We start from the raw sequence: 13,845 nt of genomic DNA on the forward strand, positions 1-13,845 counted from the left end.
ATCGGCTCATCAGCCGGGATGCCAGATTTGTAACCATCTGGTCTCAAAATCCTGACACGCCGCCGGGAGGCGGTCAACAGGAAATGACCATTTGGTCACAAATGCGCCTTGGGCTATGAAGGCACCAAGACGTATGATTCAGCGACGAAATGGCCCGAAAAGCGCAGAAAACGCCGAAACGACTGGTCCGAAAGCGGACCGAGACAGGCAAGTCCGCGCCAAAGCGCCGCAATATGCGCGCGGCGGATCGGGAGCGCGCGATCGTGGACGAGGCGATCCGGTTCTTTGCGGAGCGCGGCTTCGAGGGCCAGACCCGCGAGCTCGCCAAGCGCATGGGCATCACGCATTCGGCGATCTACCGCCACTTCCCCAGCAAGGAGGCGCTGATCGAGCGGGTCTACCAGGAAGTCTATCTCAGCCGCTGGTCACCCGATTGGGGACCGATGATCCGCGACCGGGCCTTGCCACTGGAGGCGCGGCTCACCCGCTTCTATCTCGACTATGTCGAACGCGTGTTCGAGTACAATTGGGTGAGGATCTTCGTGTTCTCCGGCATGAAGTCGTTCGGCATCACCAGCCGCTATCTCGACATCGTCAGGCGCGAGATCATCGAGCCCGCGGCCGCCGAGCTGCGTCATGAGCTGAAGTTGCCCGATGCAAAAGCTCACGCATTGAGTGAACGCGAGACCGAGCTGTTTTGGGGCCTGCACGGCCGCATCTTCTATCTCGCGATCCGCAAGTTCATTTACGCGACGCCGATCCCGCCCGATCTCGGCGCCATCGTCCGCGACGCCGTCCAGACTTTCATGGACGGCGCGAAGACGACGATGCCAAAACTGGTAAGCAGTACGCCCCGGCTCGGCGTTTGACTTCACCCCTGCCCAGAGGGGAGAGGCAGAGCTGCAGCTATTTTGCCAAGCTCGGCAGATCGAGTCCCTTGTCACGGGCGCAGTCGATCGCGATCTCGTAGCCCGCGTCGGCGTGGCGCATGACGCCGCTGGCCGGGTCGTTCCACAGCACGCGCTCGATGCGCCTGGCAGCTTCCGGCGTACCGTCGGCGACGATCACCATGCCCGCGTGCTGGGAATAGCCGATGCCGACGCCGCCGCCATGATGCAGCGACACCCAGGTCGCGCCGCTGGCGCAATTGAGCAGCGCATTGAGCAAGGGCCAGTCGGACACAGCGTCCGAGCCGTCCTTCATCGCCTCGGTCTCGCGGTTGGGGCTGGCGACCGAACCGCTGTCGAGATGATCGCGGCCGATCACGATGGGGGCTTTCAGTTCGCCCCGCGCCACCATCTCGTTGAAGGCGAGGCCCAGGCGATGGCGATCACCGAGGCCGACCCAGCAGATCCGCGCCGGCAGGCCCTGAAACTTGATGCGTTCCTTGGCCATGTCGAGCCAATTGTGCAGATGCCTGTCGTCGGGCATCAGCTCTTTCACCTTGGCATCGGTCTTGAAGATGTCCTCGGGATCGCCCGAGAGCGCAGCCCAGCGGAACGGCCCGATGCCGCGGCAGAACAAGGGGCGGATATAGGCAGGGACGAAGCCAGGGAAATCGAAGGCATTCTTCAGGCCCATGTCCTGCGCCATCTGGCGGATGTTGTTGCCGTAGTCGAGCGTCGGAATGCCCTGCGCGTGGAAATCCAGCATGGCCTGGACATGGTCGACCATCGAGGTTTTCGACGCGCGCTCGACTGCCTTCGGATCGGAAGCGCGTTTCGCCTCCCAATCGGCCAGCGTCCAGCCCTTCGGCAAGTATCCGTTGATCGGATCATGCGCGCTGGTCTGGTCGGTGACGATGTCGGGCTTGACACCACGGCGAACCAGTTCCGGGAAGATCTCGGCGGCATTGCCGAGCAGGCCGACCGAGACCGCCTTCTTCGACTTCGCGGCCTCCGCCATGATCGCGAGCGCCTCGTCGAGCGTTGCGGCCTGCCGATCGAGATAGCCGGTGCGCAGGCGCATCTCGATGCGGCTGGGCTGGCATTCGATCGCAAGCATCGAAGCGCCGGCCATGGTCGCGGCCAGCGGCTGCGCGCCGCCCATGCCGCCAAGGCCGGCGGTGAGGATCCATTTGCCGGCCAGGCTGCCGCCATAGTGGCGCCGACCGACCTCGACAAAGGTCTCGTAGGTGCCCTGCACGATGCCCTGGCTGCCGATATAGATCCAGGAGCCGGCCGTCATCTGGCCGTACATCATCAGGCCCTTCCGATCGAGCTCGTTGAAATGATCGAGCGTCGCCCAGTGCGGCACGATGTTGGAGTTCGCGATCAGCACGCGCGGCGCGTCCGCATGGGTGCGGAACACGCCGACCGGCTTGCCGGACTGAACCAGCAGCGTCTGGTCGGCTTCGAGCTTGCGCAAGGCCGCAACGATCCGGTCAAAGCTCTCCCAGTCACGCGCGGCGCGGCCGATGCCGCCATAGACCACGAGCTCGCTCGGGCGTTCCGCGACATCAGGATCGAGATTGTTCATCAGCATGCGCAAGGGCGCTTCCGTCAGCCAGCTCTTGGCGCTGATGTCGCTGCCGCGGGGCGCGCGGATGGTGCGGTCGTTGTCCAGTCGGCGGTTCATGCGGACCTCTTCAGATAAGTCTCGGAAATGGATCGGATGAAAGCGCGGCCGTCGCGACGCCCGTCAGCATGTCGGCCTCGATCAACGCAGCCGCCTTGGCGAGATCGCCGGCCATATAGCGATCGGCACCGAGTGCCGGCACCTGCTCGCGCAATGCGGCGATGACGGCAGCAAGTGGCCTGCTGGTCGCATGCGGCGCGCGCAGCGTGATGCCTTGCGCGGCGACCAGGAGCTCGATGCCGAGAATGGCGGCGAGGTTGTCGGCCATGTCGGACAGCCGCCGCGCGGCGTGCGCTGCCATCGAGACGTGATCTTCCTGATTGGCACTGGTCGGTGTCGAGTCGATCGAGCACGCGAGCGCGCGCTGCTTGTTCTCGGCATAGAGCGCGGCGGCCGTCACCTCGGCGATCATGAAGCCGGAATTGATGCCAGGATCGGGCGTGAGGAACGGCGGCAGGCCGAAATTCAGCGCGGGATCGACCAATGTCGCAATGCGCCGCTCGCTGATCGCGCCGATCTCCGACAGCGCCAGCGCGATAGCGTCCGCGGCGAAGGCCACCGGCTCGGCATGGAAATTACCGCCGGAGACGATCTCCCCGGTTTCGACCAGCACCAGCGGATTGTCGGTGACGGCATTGGCCTCGACGATCAGCGTGCGCGCGGCCTGCGTGATCAGGTCGAGCGCGGCGCCCGCGACCTGTGGCTGGCAGCGCAGGCAATAGGGATCCTGCACACGCTCGTCGCCTTCGAGATGCGAGAGGCGGATGTCGCTGCCATCCAGCAGCGCGGTCAGCGTCGCCGCCGAGGCGATCTGCCCGGCATGGCCGCGCAGCGCCTGGATCTCGGGCCGGAACGGCGCCGTCGAGGCCATCGCCGCATCGACCGACAGCGCGCCGGTCACGAGCGCGGCCCGCGCCAGGCGGAACGCACGCAGAACGCCTGATACGGCGTAGGCGGTCGAAAATTGCGTGCCGTTGATCAGCGCCAACCCCTCCTTGGGGCCGAGCGTCAGCGGCGCAAGGCCGGCAGCTGCCAGCGCTTCAGCGCCGGACACGGTTTTCCCGTCAACGATCGCCTGCCCTTCGCCGATCATCACCGCGGTCATATGCGCGAGCGGCGCGAGATCGCCGGAGGCGCCCACGGAGCCCTGCTGTGGCACCAGCGGATAGACACCCCGCGCCAGCATGTCCTGCAGCTGCTCGATCAACTCGCGGCGCACGCCGGAGGCGCCACGGCCGAGCGAGATGATCTTCAGCGCCATCATCAGGCGGACGATCGGCTCGGGTGTCGCCGCGCCGACGCCGCAGCAATGTGAAACGATCAGGTTGCGCTGGAGCAGCGCGGTCTGATCGGGCGGAATGCGCTTCGATGCCAGCTTCCCGAAGCCGGTGTTGATGCCGTAGACGGGGACATCTGCGCGCGCAGCTCTTGCGACGATGTCCGCCGCTGCTTCGATGCGCGGCCAGAACGAGGGATCGAGTACGACGGGCGCACCGTCGAGCACGCACGCGAGATCATCGAGGCTGGCCATTCCCGGCTTGACGACGATCGCTGCGCCCTCGTGCGTCATTGTCCCCTCCACACCCGGCGGTGCAGCGGATTGAAGCCGATGCGGTAGACCAGCTCGGCGGGCCGCTCGATGTCCCAGATCGCGAGATCGCACCATTTGCCAACCTCCAGCGTTCCGGCTTCGCTGAGGATGCCGAGCGCACGAGCACCCTCACGGGTGACGCCTGCGATGCATTCGGCCACATTCATCCGGAACAGTGTCGCGCCCATATTCATCGTGAGCAGAAGCGAGGTCAGGGGCGAGCTGCCGGGATTGCAGTCGGTCGCGAGTGCCATGGACACCCCATGCGTGCGGAACGCCTCGACCGGCGGCTTCTGCGTCTCGCGAATGAAGTAGAACGCACCGGGCAGCAGCACCGCAGCCGTACCGGCCTTCGCCATTGCGGCGGCGCCGGCCTCGTCGGTGTGCTCCAGATGATCGGCCGAGAGCGCCGAGAATTTCGCTGCAAGCGCAGCACCGCCGAGGTTCGAGAGCTGATCGGCATGCAGCTTGACCGGCAGCCCGAGCTCCCTTGCCGTCTCGAACACCCGTGAGGTTTGCGCAGCCGAGAACGCAATGCCTTCCATGAAGGCGTCGACGGCATCGGCGAGGCCTGCCTTTGCAACCTCCGGCAACATCTCCTTACAGACGAGATCGATGTAGCGGTCCTTGTCGCCATCAGCTTCCACCGGCAGCGCATGTGCGCCGAGAAAGGATGTGCGGATCGCAACCGGTCGCCGGCGTCCGAGGCTGCGTGCGGCTGCGAGCTGCCGCATCTCGGTCGCAGTGTCGAGGCCGTAGCCCGACTTGATCTCGATCGTGGTTGCGCCCTCGCCGATCAACGCATCGAGGCGCGGCAGCGCACTTGCGACGAGATCGGCCTCGCTCGCCCTGCGCGTCGCGGCCACCGTCGACACGATGCCGCCACCGGCACGCGCGATCTCCTCATAGCTCGCGCCCTTCAGGCGCAACTCGAATTCGTGCGCGCGGTCACCGCCATAGACGAGGTGGGTGTGACAGTCGACAAGGCCGGGCGTGATCCAGCGTCCCCCGCAGTCGATCCGTTCGACGGCATCGGCATCCGCCGGAAAATCGGTCAGGGCACCCGCGTAGACGATGCGGCCGCCACGCGCGGCGATCACGCCCTGTGCGATCTCGCCGAGATCGGGGCGGTCGGCCCGTAGCGTAGCGAGCCGGGCATTGTGCCAGATCCGGTCGAAGCGCTCTGCCATGCAACGGCCCCCTTCGTGGGATGCTTGACTTATATGTCTAGACATATAATCGTGCGGGAGTTCTGTCCAGCCGGCATGGAAACATGACACGACTGCATTTCGCCTCCGCGCTCCTGCCCTCGGGCTGGGCCAATGACGTGCAGGTGGTGATCACCGCCGGCGCGATCGCCGAGGTGACGCCGAATGTCGCGCCCGTTGCCGGCGATGAACGCCACGCAATCGCGCTGCCGGGATTGGCGAGCCTGCACAGCCACGCCTTCCAACGCGGCATGGCGGGACTTGCGGAGCTGCGCGGAGACAGCACCGACACGTTCTGGACGTGGCGCGACACGATGTATCGCTTTGCGCTGGCCATGACGCCGGACGACGTCGCGGCTGTTGCGACGCTGCTCTATGTCGAGATGCTCGAGCAGGGCTTCACCCGCGTTGGCGAATTTCATTACTTGCATCATGATCGCGACGGCTCGCCCTATGCGGATCCTGCCGAAATGGCCTCGCGCATTGCGCTGGCTGCTGAAGCATCAGGCATCGCCCTCACGCTGCTGCCGAGTTTCTATGCGCATGGCTCGTTTGGAGGAGCAGCACCGCATGCCGGCCAACGTCGCTTCATCTGCTCAGTTAATCAGTTCGCCGCATTGATGGCTGCTTCGCGCAAGGCGATCAGCGCATTGCCTGGCGCCAACATCGGCATCGCGCCGCACAGCCTGCGCGCGGTGACGCCGAACGAGCTCACGGCGATCATTCCGCTGGCCGAAGGCGGACCGGTGCACATCCATGCTGCCGAGCAGGTCAAGGAGGTCGAGGATTGCCTCGCCTGGTCGGGACAGCGCCCGGTGCAATGGCTGCTGGAGCACGCGCCGATCGATCAACGCTGGTGCCTCATTCACGCAACGCATACGACTGACGGAGAGGTCAGCGCCTTTGCCAGGACGGGTGCAGTCGCCGGCCTCTGTCCTGTCACCGAGGCGAGCCTCGGCGATGGCATCTTCCCGGCGCGCGAATTTCTTGCCGCCGGCGGTGCGTTCGGTGTGGGCACTGATTCCAACGTGCTGATCGGCGTCGCGGACGAGCTCCGTCAGCTCGAATATGGCCAGCGCCTCAAGCATCGCCAGCGCAACGTGCTCTCCAGTGGCGGGTGCTATTCGACGGGACGCACGCTGTTCGATCATGCGCTCGCGGGCGGAGCACAGGCCCTGGCGCAATCGACAGTCGGCCTCACGCCCGGTGCGCGCGCCGATATCGTCACCCTCGACACTGCGCATCCATCGCTGGCCGGACGTCAGGGGGATGCGGCTATCGATGGCTGGATCTTTGCGGCCGGCAGCGGTGCGATCGATTGCGTCTGGGCCGGCGGCGCCAAGGTCGTCGAAGGCGGTCGGCACAGGCTGCGTCAGTTAGCGCGCGAGCGCTTCAATGCATCGGTGCGGAGGCTCGTCGCATGAGCCTTGCCACTGACGCAGCCGACAAGCCGACCCTCTACAAGCGCATCCGTGCCGACATCGAGAAGCGCATCCTGACCGGCGAGTGGCCGCCGGGCCATCGCATTCCGTTCGAGCATGAGCTGGTCGCTCGCTACGGCTGCTCGCGCATGACCGTGAACAAGGCGCTGTCGGAGCTGGCACAGGCCGACCTAATCGAGCGGCGCCGCCGTGCCGGCTCGTTCGTGCGCCGGCCGCAGCATCAATCGGCGGTGCTCAAGATTGCCGACATTCGCGCCGAGATCACCGCCCTCGGCCGCGCTTACGGCTACGAGCTGATCGGCCGCAAGCTGCGCGCGGCGACCGCTGCCGACCGCGATCGCCTCGGCGTCAAAAAGGCGGGCAAGGTGGTCGCGATCACCTGCCGCCACAGCGCCGACAACGTGCCCTTTGCCGCCGAGGACAGGCTGATCGACCTGTCGTCCGTGCCGGATGCCGCGACCGCGGACTTCTCGCGCGAGCCACCTGGCTCGTGGCTGCTTCACCATGTCCCATGGACCGAAGCCGAGCACACGATCAGCGCTATCGTTGCGGACGATCGCACCGCGGAGGCGCTCGACATCGCCGTCGGCGCGCCCTGCCTCGTGATCGACCGCTACACCTGGCGCAGCGCGCGCACCATCACCGCGGTGCGCCTGCTCTATCCCGGTGACTCTCACCGCCTTGTCGCCCGATTCAAGGGAGGCTGAGAGGATATGTCGGCACAAATCGTGCAACGCTTCGGGCAACGGTCCAGATGGACCGACAGTGATCAACAGGACGTCAATCCATCGATCGGTAAGAGGACGACAATCATGCGTAATTCAAAGCTATTTGCGACAATCATTGCTCTCGCGGCCGCCACTCCCGCGCTCGCCGACGACGTCAAGGTCGGCGTCGGCATCTCCGGATGGACCGGCTTCGCACCGCTGACATTGGCGAAGGAGGCGGGCATCTTCAAGAAGAACGGCCTCGACGTCACGATCAAGAAGATCCCGCAAAAGGACCGCCATCTCGCGATCGCTTCCGGCGACATCCAGTGCGCCGCGACCACGGTCGAGACCTGGATCTCCTGGAATGCCAACGGTGTTGCCGCCAAGCAGATCTTCCAGCTCGACAAGAGCTATGGTGCCGACGGCATGGCCGTACGCAACGACGTCGCCGCGATCAAGGACCTGAAGGGCAAGACCGTCGCCGCCTCCGCGCCCGGCACCTCGCCCTATTTCGCGCTGGCCTGGATGCTCAAGAAGAACGGGCTTTCGGTGAAGGACGTCACCGTCGTGAACCTCGAGCCGGCCGCGGCCGCGCAGGCTTTCGTCTCCGGCCAGAACGACGCCGCGATGACCTATGAGCCATACCTGTCGACCGTACGTGCAGCGCCCGACAAGGGCAAGATCATCGCCACCACGCTCGACTACCCGATGGTCATGGACACCTTCGGCTGCACGCCGAAGTTCCTGACGGAGAATCCCAAGGCCGCCAAGGCGCTCGCCGACAGCTATTTCGAGGCGCTCGAGATGATCGCCAAGGATCAGGCCAAGGCCTACGAGGTCATGGGCGCCGACGTGAAGCAGACCGGCGAGCAGTTCGGCAACTCGGCGAAATATCTGCGCTGGCAGGACAAGGCCGCGAACCAAAAATTCTTCGCCGGCGACTTCCTGACCTTCAACAAGGAGGCCGCCGACCTCCTGCTCGAGATCGGCATCATCAAGGCCGCGCCGAAGGTCGAGGACCTCTACGACGCGAGCTTCATCAAGTAAGCTTCTGCAAACCGCCGGTTCCGCCACGAGGCGGAGCCGGCTCGTGATCGACTATTCGGATAGACAGTTTGATGCGTCCCCTGGACCCTGTTACATCAAGGCAGCGCGTGGCCTACGGCCTCGCGTTCTTCGTGCTGTTCGTCGCCCTCTGGTCCTGGGCGACGCTCGGCGGTCATGTGTCGAAGACCTTTCTCGCCAACCCGCTGACCATGGTGCAGGAAGGCTTCGACCTGCTGACCAAGCAGGGATTCGCGTTCGACATCGGCATGACGATCTGGCGCGTCGTCGGCGGCTTTGCGCTCGCCGCAATCATCGCGGTGCCGCTCGGCGTGCTGATGGGAGCCTACAAGCCGGTCGAGGCGTTCCTCGAACCGTTCGTCTCCTTCGCACGCTATCTGCCCGCTTCCGCCTTCATCCCGCTTCTGATCCTGTGGGCCGGCATCGGCGAGCTGCAAAAGCTGCTCGTCATCTTCATCGGCTCGGTATTCCAGGTCATCCTGATGGTTGCGGTGACCGTCGGCGCCACGCGGCGCGATCTGGTCGAGGCCGCCTATACGCTGGGCGCCGGCGACCGCGGCATCATCCGCCGGGTGCTGCTGCCTTCCTCGGCGCCCGAGATCGCCGAGATCCTGCGGCTGGTGCTTGGCTGGGCCTGGACCTACGTCATCGTCGCCGAGCTGATCGGATCGTCCTCCGGCATCGGCCACATGATCACCGACAGCCAGGCGCTGCTCAACACCGGCCAGATCATCTTCGGCATCATCGTGATCGGATTGATCGGCCTGATCTCGGACTTCCTGTTCAAGGCGTTCAACGCCTGGCTGTTTCCCTGGAAGCTCGCATGACGACGCTCAAGATCGAACAAGTTTCGCGCACCTTCCCCGCGCGCCACGGCAACGCGTCGACCCGGGCGCTGGAGCCGACCGACCTCGTCATCGGCAACAACGACTTCGTCACCATCCTCGGTCCCTCCGGCTGCGGCAAGTCCACGCTGCTCCGCATCGTCGCCGGCCTCGACCGTCCGACCAGCGGGCGCGTCACGCTCGACGGGCGCGAGGTGACCGGCCCGGGCGCCGATCGCGGCATGGTGTTCCAGTCCTATACGCTGTTCCCATGGCTGACGGTGCGCGAGAACATCGCATTCGGCCTGCGCGAGCGCGGCGTGGCGCAGGACGAGCGGAACAAGATCGCGGACGCCTTCATCCGCCAGGTCGGATTGTCCGGCTTCGAGAACCATTGGCCAAAGCAGCTCTCCGGCGGCATGCAGCAACGTACGGCGATCGCGCGTGCGCTCGCCAATGATCCGAAGATCCTGCTGCTCGACGAGCCCTTCGGCGCGCTGGACAACCAGACCCGCGCCTTGATGCAGGAAATGCTGCTCGGGATCTGGGAGCGCGACCAGAAAACGGTGCTGTTCGTGACCCACGACATCGAGGAAGCGATCTTCCTCGGCAGCCGCGTCATCGTGATGAGCGCGCGTCCCGGCCGCATCAAGGCCGAGATCCATGTGGACCTGCCGCATCCCCGCTCCTACAAGGTCAAGACCACGCCGGAATTCGTCCAGCTCAAGGAGCGACTGGTCGAGGAGATCCGCACCGAGGCGCTGAAGGTTGCCGAACATGCCTGACACCCCGCAGCGCGCCGACGGAATTCGCGTCCTCGCCGACCTCCATGCGCTACGCGCCATGGGTGCCTACAAGACCGGCGTGCACAAGCCGACCTTCTCCGAGCCGCACAAGCTTTCGCTGGAGTGGCTCGTTCAGAAGCTGCCCGAGGCCAACCTCTCCGCGACGATCGACGGCATCGGCAATGTGTTCGGCACCAGTACGAAGCCCGGGGCGAAGCTGCTGGCGGGCTCGCACCTGGAAAGCCAGAACTACGCCGGCTGGCTCGATGGCCCGCTCGGCGTCGTCTACGCGCTCGAGGCCGCGCGCGTGCTCAATACCGATCCCTCGCTCAGCGGCGCGGTCGAAGTCGCCGCCTGGTGCGACGAGGAGGGACATTTCGGCCATTTCCTCGGCTCGCGCTCCTATGTCGGACAGGTGACAGAGGCCGACATCGACGCTGCGCGCGACCGCACCAGCGGCCGCACCATGCGTGATGCGCTTGCCGACATGGGTCTCGCCGGACGCCCGCGCATCACCGTCGAGCCGGGGCGGCACGTTGGCTATCTGGAGGCGCATATCGAGCAGGGCGATACGCTCGAAAGCGGCGGCCTCGCGATCGGCGTCGTGACCTCCATCGTCGGCATCTGGCAGTACCAGATCAATTTTACCGGCGAGCAGAACCACGCCGGCACCACGCGCATGGCGGCGCGGAAGGATGCTGGCCTCGCGCTGGCAAAATTCTGCGTTGCGATCGACGAACGCTTTCCGTCTGCCTGCGGCCCGCGCACGGTCTGGACCACCGGGCGCATCACGCTCGATCCGGGGGCGCCAAGCATCATTCCGGGTGGCGCAGAGATGCTGTTCCAGATCCGCGACGATGATCCGGCCGTAATCGCGCGGCTGGAGCAATTGCTGCGGATCATGGCGGAGGAGGCCAGTGCGAACGGTCCCTGCACCGTCACCGTCGAGAAATTGCGCACTGGTGCGCCCGCCATGATGAATTCCGGCTTCCAGGACGCAATCGAAGCCGCGAGCAGGGCCCTGGCCGGCGGCCGGTCCCTCCGTATGCCCAGCGGCGCCGGGCACGACGCGCAGATGCTCGCGACCGTCATGCCCGCGGGCATGCTGTTCGTGCCTTCGATCGGCGGCATCAGCCATCACTGGACCGAGAACACCGCCGACGCCGATATCGTCACCGGCGCACAGGTCTTCGTCGACGCCTGCCGGCGGATCCTCGGCGGCTAGAGCGAGATGCGGCTGCCGACCTGCGGCAGTCGATCGCGCGGCGCAGCGAAGCAATCCAGAGTCTCTCCGCGGTGGGATTCTGGATTGCTTCGCTGCGCTCGCAATGACGGAGTATGACGCGATGGCGCGTTCTCCAAGTGACGTTGTCATTCCCCGCGACCCGGCTACGCCAGGGCTTCGCCGCGGTTGAGGCCTAGGGGCGCCGAAGCTTCAGCGTAGGCGGGCGGGGAGTCCAGTACGCCGCGGCCTCTCGATTCAGTCACGACCGTCTCGGAGTACTGGATCGCCCGCCTACGCGGGCGATGACACCGAGTGTGGGGTTGCGGACATGCCTTCGCGTTCTCGCGGTTGAACTCGCCCGAGCTTTGCTTCGTCGTTCCACCGTCTTGAGCCAAGAGGGCGCAGGGAAGGCCGGGTGCCGGCTCGCACCCGCGGTCTGCTGCGCATAGAGCACACGCAGAAAACCGCACAGCAGCATACAGGTGAAGCCCAACACACGGCCTTCCCTGCGCGATGGTCGGACGGCTTATGCCGTGCTCTCCCGGGAGCCGAGTTCGTTCTGGCCTCCCTCACCCCTGCGAAATCCACCGGCGCCGCGCCGGTTGACGCGACTGCCGCCTCCGCAAGAGCTTGACCGTAGCAACGACGGCCAGGACCACACGGTTTTGCCGTACGCGCGGTTCGTTGGCGCCACAGGGTTCGACGGCGTTGTGCACTTTGCCGCCGAAATGCTGGCACGACGAACCTGACAGCGCCGCTCGTCCGCACGCAGTTTCGGGCTCACGGAGAGCAATCCGCCCTGCCCTTCACCTCTCGTGCACGACGCTGCCGCGTCCACCGCAAGCCCGGCTCGCGACAATGACGACCACACGATCGCCCCTCAAGGATGAGCCGGGATGGGCGACACATACGCCATTTCCGAATTTCGGTAAAGCGGAATATTTTCGCAAAAAGGGCTTGACGCCGACACGTATGGAAATGATCGGGTGTTTTGCCCGACAGGCCGGGGGCCGGCATCGGCCAACATCTGTCTACATCAAGCAACGTTTGTCGAACGCCGGGCGGATGCTTGGTCTCGGCCTCGCCCTGCATCGTCGGAGAACCTTGAGCGCTCCCAACGGAGCTCTGGGGTTGCTCGCATGTTTTCGCGGGCCAGCCGTGACTATTCGGGCAGGCCTCTGACACAAAGGCGCGGCAATTCTGGTGCTCCTGGGGCACCCCACCCCCTGCCTGCTTCCCCGGGAGTTCTCATGTCTTCAGCCGACCGGCCGGCGACCCGCCTTGCGACCAGACTTGCCTTCTTCGTCGCGGGCTTCGGCATCGCGTGCTGGGCGCCGCTGGTGCCGTTCGCGAAGGCGCGGCTCGGCGTCGATGACGGGGTCCTCGGGCTGCTCCTGCTCAGCCTCGGCATCGGCTCGGTCGTCGCGATGCTGCTGACCGGCGTTCTCAGCGCGCGCTACGGCAGCAGACCGATCATCGTCGCAAGCGGGTTCATGCTCGCGCTGGTCCTGCCGCTGCTCGCGATCGCAAGCTCGCCCATGTCTCTGGCGCTGGCCCTCTTTGCGTTCGGCGCCGCGCTCGGCTCGATCGACGTCGCCATGAACATTCACGCCGTGGAGGTGGAGCGCGCCGCGGGACGCCCGCTGATGTCCGGCTTCCACGCCCTGTTCAGCATCGGCGGCTTCGCCGGATCCGCTCTGGTGACGGTGCTGCTCTCGCTGCAAATCGGCGCGCTCGCCTGCACGCTGATCTGCTCCGTCCTGATGCTGATCGCGATGTTTTTCACCTGGCCACGCCTGCTTCGCTCGGTGCAGATGCAGGAGGGCCCGTTGTTCGTGCTGCCGCACGGATCGGTGCTGCTGCTTGCGCTGCTCGGCGCCATCACCTTCCTCGTCGAAGGCGCAATGCTCGATTGGAGCGCGCTCCTCGTCATCGGCGCGGGGCTCGTCACCGAGGCGCAAGGCGGAGCCGGCTACATCGTGTTCTCCATCGCGATGACAATAGGCCGGCTCGGCGGCGACGCGGTCGTTGCGCGCATCGGGGACCGCGCGACGTTGCTCTGGGGCAGCCTCATGGCGATCGCGGGTTTTGTGGTCCTGCTCACGGCGCCTATCGCAGCGGTCGCCATCGGCGGATTCCTGCTGATCGGGCTCGGCGCGTCAAACCTCGTGCCGGTGCTGTTCCGCCGGGCGGCGCGGCAAACGGTGATGCCTACCGGGCTTGCGGTCGCGGCGATCACGACCGCGGGGTACGCGGGGGTTCTGATCGGCCCTGCCGGCGTGGGCTTCGTCGCAGGTCTTGGCGGATTGCCAATGGCGTTCTGGCTGCTGGCCGCATTGATGGGCCTCGTCACGCTGTCGTCGCGGATCGTCACGGCGGAGCAGCGCCAGATGTCGCGCGTCGATGCGTGAGCGCCGC

General features: G+C 65.7%; 11 protein-coding genes. 8 read left to right on the forward strand and 3 right to left on the reverse strand.

What is annotated here, in order from left to right; translation table 11 throughout:
* Positions 1 to 233: 233 nt before the first annotated feature.
* On the forward strand, positions 234 to 869 hold the full coding sequence (locus tag ABIA42_RS22100; RefSeq protein ID WP_271533508.1) for a TetR/AcrR family transcriptional regulator: 636 nt from the start codon (positions 234 to 236) through the stop codon (positions 867 to 869).
* 37 nt (positions 870 to 906) lie between these two features.
* Here ABIA42_RS22100 and hutU read toward each other — a convergent pair whose 3' ends face one another.
* Genes hutU through hutI form a run of 3 tightly spaced genes read right to left on the reverse strand, consistent with a single transcriptional unit; the run spans position 907 to position 5,358 of the window.
* A complete protein-coding gene (gene hutU, locus ABIA42_RS22105; protein ID WP_370121219.1) occupies positions 907 to 2,577 on the reverse strand; it encodes a urocanate hydratase in 1,671 nt (556 codons plus the stop codon).
* A 10-nt stretch (positions 2,578 to 2,587) separates the two neighbouring features.
* Positions 2,588 to 4,147: a histidine ammonia-lyase gene (hutH, locus tag ABIA42_RS22110; RefSeq protein ID WP_370121216.1), complete on the reverse strand. Its 1,560-nt coding sequence runs from the start codon at positions 4,145 to 4,147 to the stop codon at positions 2,588 to 2,590.
* Entirely contained in the window at positions 4,144 to 5,358 is a 1,215-nt protein-coding gene (gene hutI / locus ABIA42_RS22115; RefSeq protein WP_370121213.1) for an imidazolonepropionase, read from the reverse strand. The genes hutH and hutI overlap by 4 nt, the downstream gene beginning before the upstream one ends.
* 83 nt (positions 5,359 to 5,441) lie before the next feature.
* Between hutI and ABIA42_RS22120 the strand changes: the two genes are divergently transcribed.
* From ABIA42_RS22120 to ABIA42_RS22150, 7 genes are all read left to right on the forward strand, one after another.
* Positions 5,442 to 6,800 (forward strand): formimidoylglutamate deiminase, encoded by a 1,359-nt coding sequence (locus ABIA42_RS22120; RefSeq protein ID WP_370121210.1) that lies wholly within the window; start codon positions 5,442 to 5,444, stop codon positions 6,798 to 6,800.
* Positions 6,797 to 7,525, forward strand: a complete 729-nt coding sequence (gene hutC / locus ABIA42_RS22125) for a histidine utilization repressor (protein WP_028178008.1) — start codon at positions 6,797 to 6,799, stop codon at positions 7,523 to 7,525. Before ABIA42_RS22120 ends, hutC begins: the two co-directional genes overlap by 4 nt.
* 105 nt (positions 7,526 to 7,630) lie before the next feature.
* Positions 7,631 to 8,575, forward strand: a complete 945-nt coding sequence (locus ABIA42_RS22130; RefSeq protein WP_370121206.1) for an ABC transporter substrate-binding protein — start codon at positions 7,631 to 7,633, stop codon at positions 8,573 to 8,575.
* A gap of 71 nt (positions 8,576 to 8,646) precedes the next feature.
* Positions 8,647 to 9,420 carry an ABC transporter permease gene (locus tag ABIA42_RS22135; RefSeq protein ID WP_271533514.1) on the forward strand — a complete coding sequence of 258 codons (774 nt, stop codon included), beginning with the start codon at positions 8,647 to 8,649 and terminating at the stop codon, positions 9,418 to 9,420.
* Positions 9,417 to 10,202 carry an ABC transporter ATP-binding protein gene (locus ABIA42_RS22140; protein WP_370121202.1) on the forward strand — a complete coding sequence of 262 codons (786 nt, stop codon included), beginning with the start codon at positions 9,417 to 9,419 and terminating at the stop codon, positions 10,200 to 10,202. Before ABIA42_RS22135 ends, ABIA42_RS22140 begins: the two co-directional genes overlap by 4 nt.
* A complete protein-coding gene (locus ABIA42_RS22145) occupies positions 10,195 to 11,427 on the forward strand; it encodes a Zn-dependent hydrolase (protein ID WP_370143642.1) in 1,233 nt (410 codons plus the stop codon). The genes ABIA42_RS22140 and ABIA42_RS22145 overlap by 8 nt, the downstream gene beginning before the upstream one ends.
* A gap of 1,250 nt (positions 11,428 to 12,677) precedes the next feature.
* Positions 12,678 to 13,838, forward strand: coding sequence for an MFS transporter (locus ABIA42_RS22150; protein ID WP_271533517.1), 1,161 nt, complete (start codon positions 12,678 to 12,680; stop codon positions 13,836 to 13,838).
* Positions 13,839 to 13,845: the final 7 nt, after the last annotated feature.

It is taken from the genome of Bradyrhizobium sp. USDA 327 (genome assembly GCF_041262065.1).
GTDB lineage: Bacteria > Pseudomonadota > Alphaproteobacteria > Rhizobiales > Xanthobacteraceae > Bradyrhizobium > Bradyrhizobium liaoningense.

Bases quoted from the DNA above. Each gene is read 5' to 3' on its own strand.
- ABIA42_RS22135 (WP_271533514.1), top strand. From the start codon at position 8,647: ATGCGTCCCCTGGACCCTGTTACATCAAGGCAGCGCGTGGCCTACGGC.
- ABIA42_RS22120 (WP_370121210.1), top strand. From the start codon at position 5,442: ATGACACGACTGCATTTCGCCTCCGCGCTCCTGCCCTCGGGCTGGGCC.
- hutC (WP_028178008.1), top strand. From the start codon at position 6,797: ATGAGCCTTGCCACTGACGCAGCCGACAAGCCGACCCTCTACAAGCGC.
- ABIA42_RS22140 (WP_370121202.1), top strand. From the start codon at position 9,417: ATGACGACGCTCAAGATCGAACAAGTTTCGCGCACCTTCCCCGCGCGC.
- ABIA42_RS22145 (WP_370143642.1), top strand. From the start codon at position 10,195: ATGCCTGACACCCCGCAGCGCGCCGACGGAATTCGCGTCCTCGCCGAC.
- hutH (WP_370121216.1), bottom strand. From the start codon at position 4,147: ATGACGCACGAGGGCGCAGCGATCGTCGTCAAGCCGGGAATGGCCAGC.
- ABIA42_RS22130 (WP_370121206.1), top strand. From the start codon at position 7,631: ATGCGTAATTCAAAGCTATTTGCGACAATCATTGCTCTCGCGGCCGCC.
- ABIA42_RS22100 (WP_271533508.1), top strand. From the start codon at position 234: ATGCGCGCGGCGGATCGGGAGCGCGCGATCGTGGACGAGGCGATCCGG.
- ABIA42_RS22150 (WP_271533517.1), top strand. From the start codon at position 12,678: ATGTCTTCAGCCGACCGGCCGGCGACCCGCCTTGCGACCAGACTTGCC.
- hutI (WP_370121213.1), bottom strand. From the start codon at position 5,358: ATGGCAGAGCGCTTCGACCGGATCTGGCACAATGCCCGGCTCGCTACG.
- hutU (WP_370121219.1), bottom strand. From the start codon at position 2,577: ATGAACCGCCGACTGGACAACGACCGCACCATCCGCGCGCCCCGCGGC.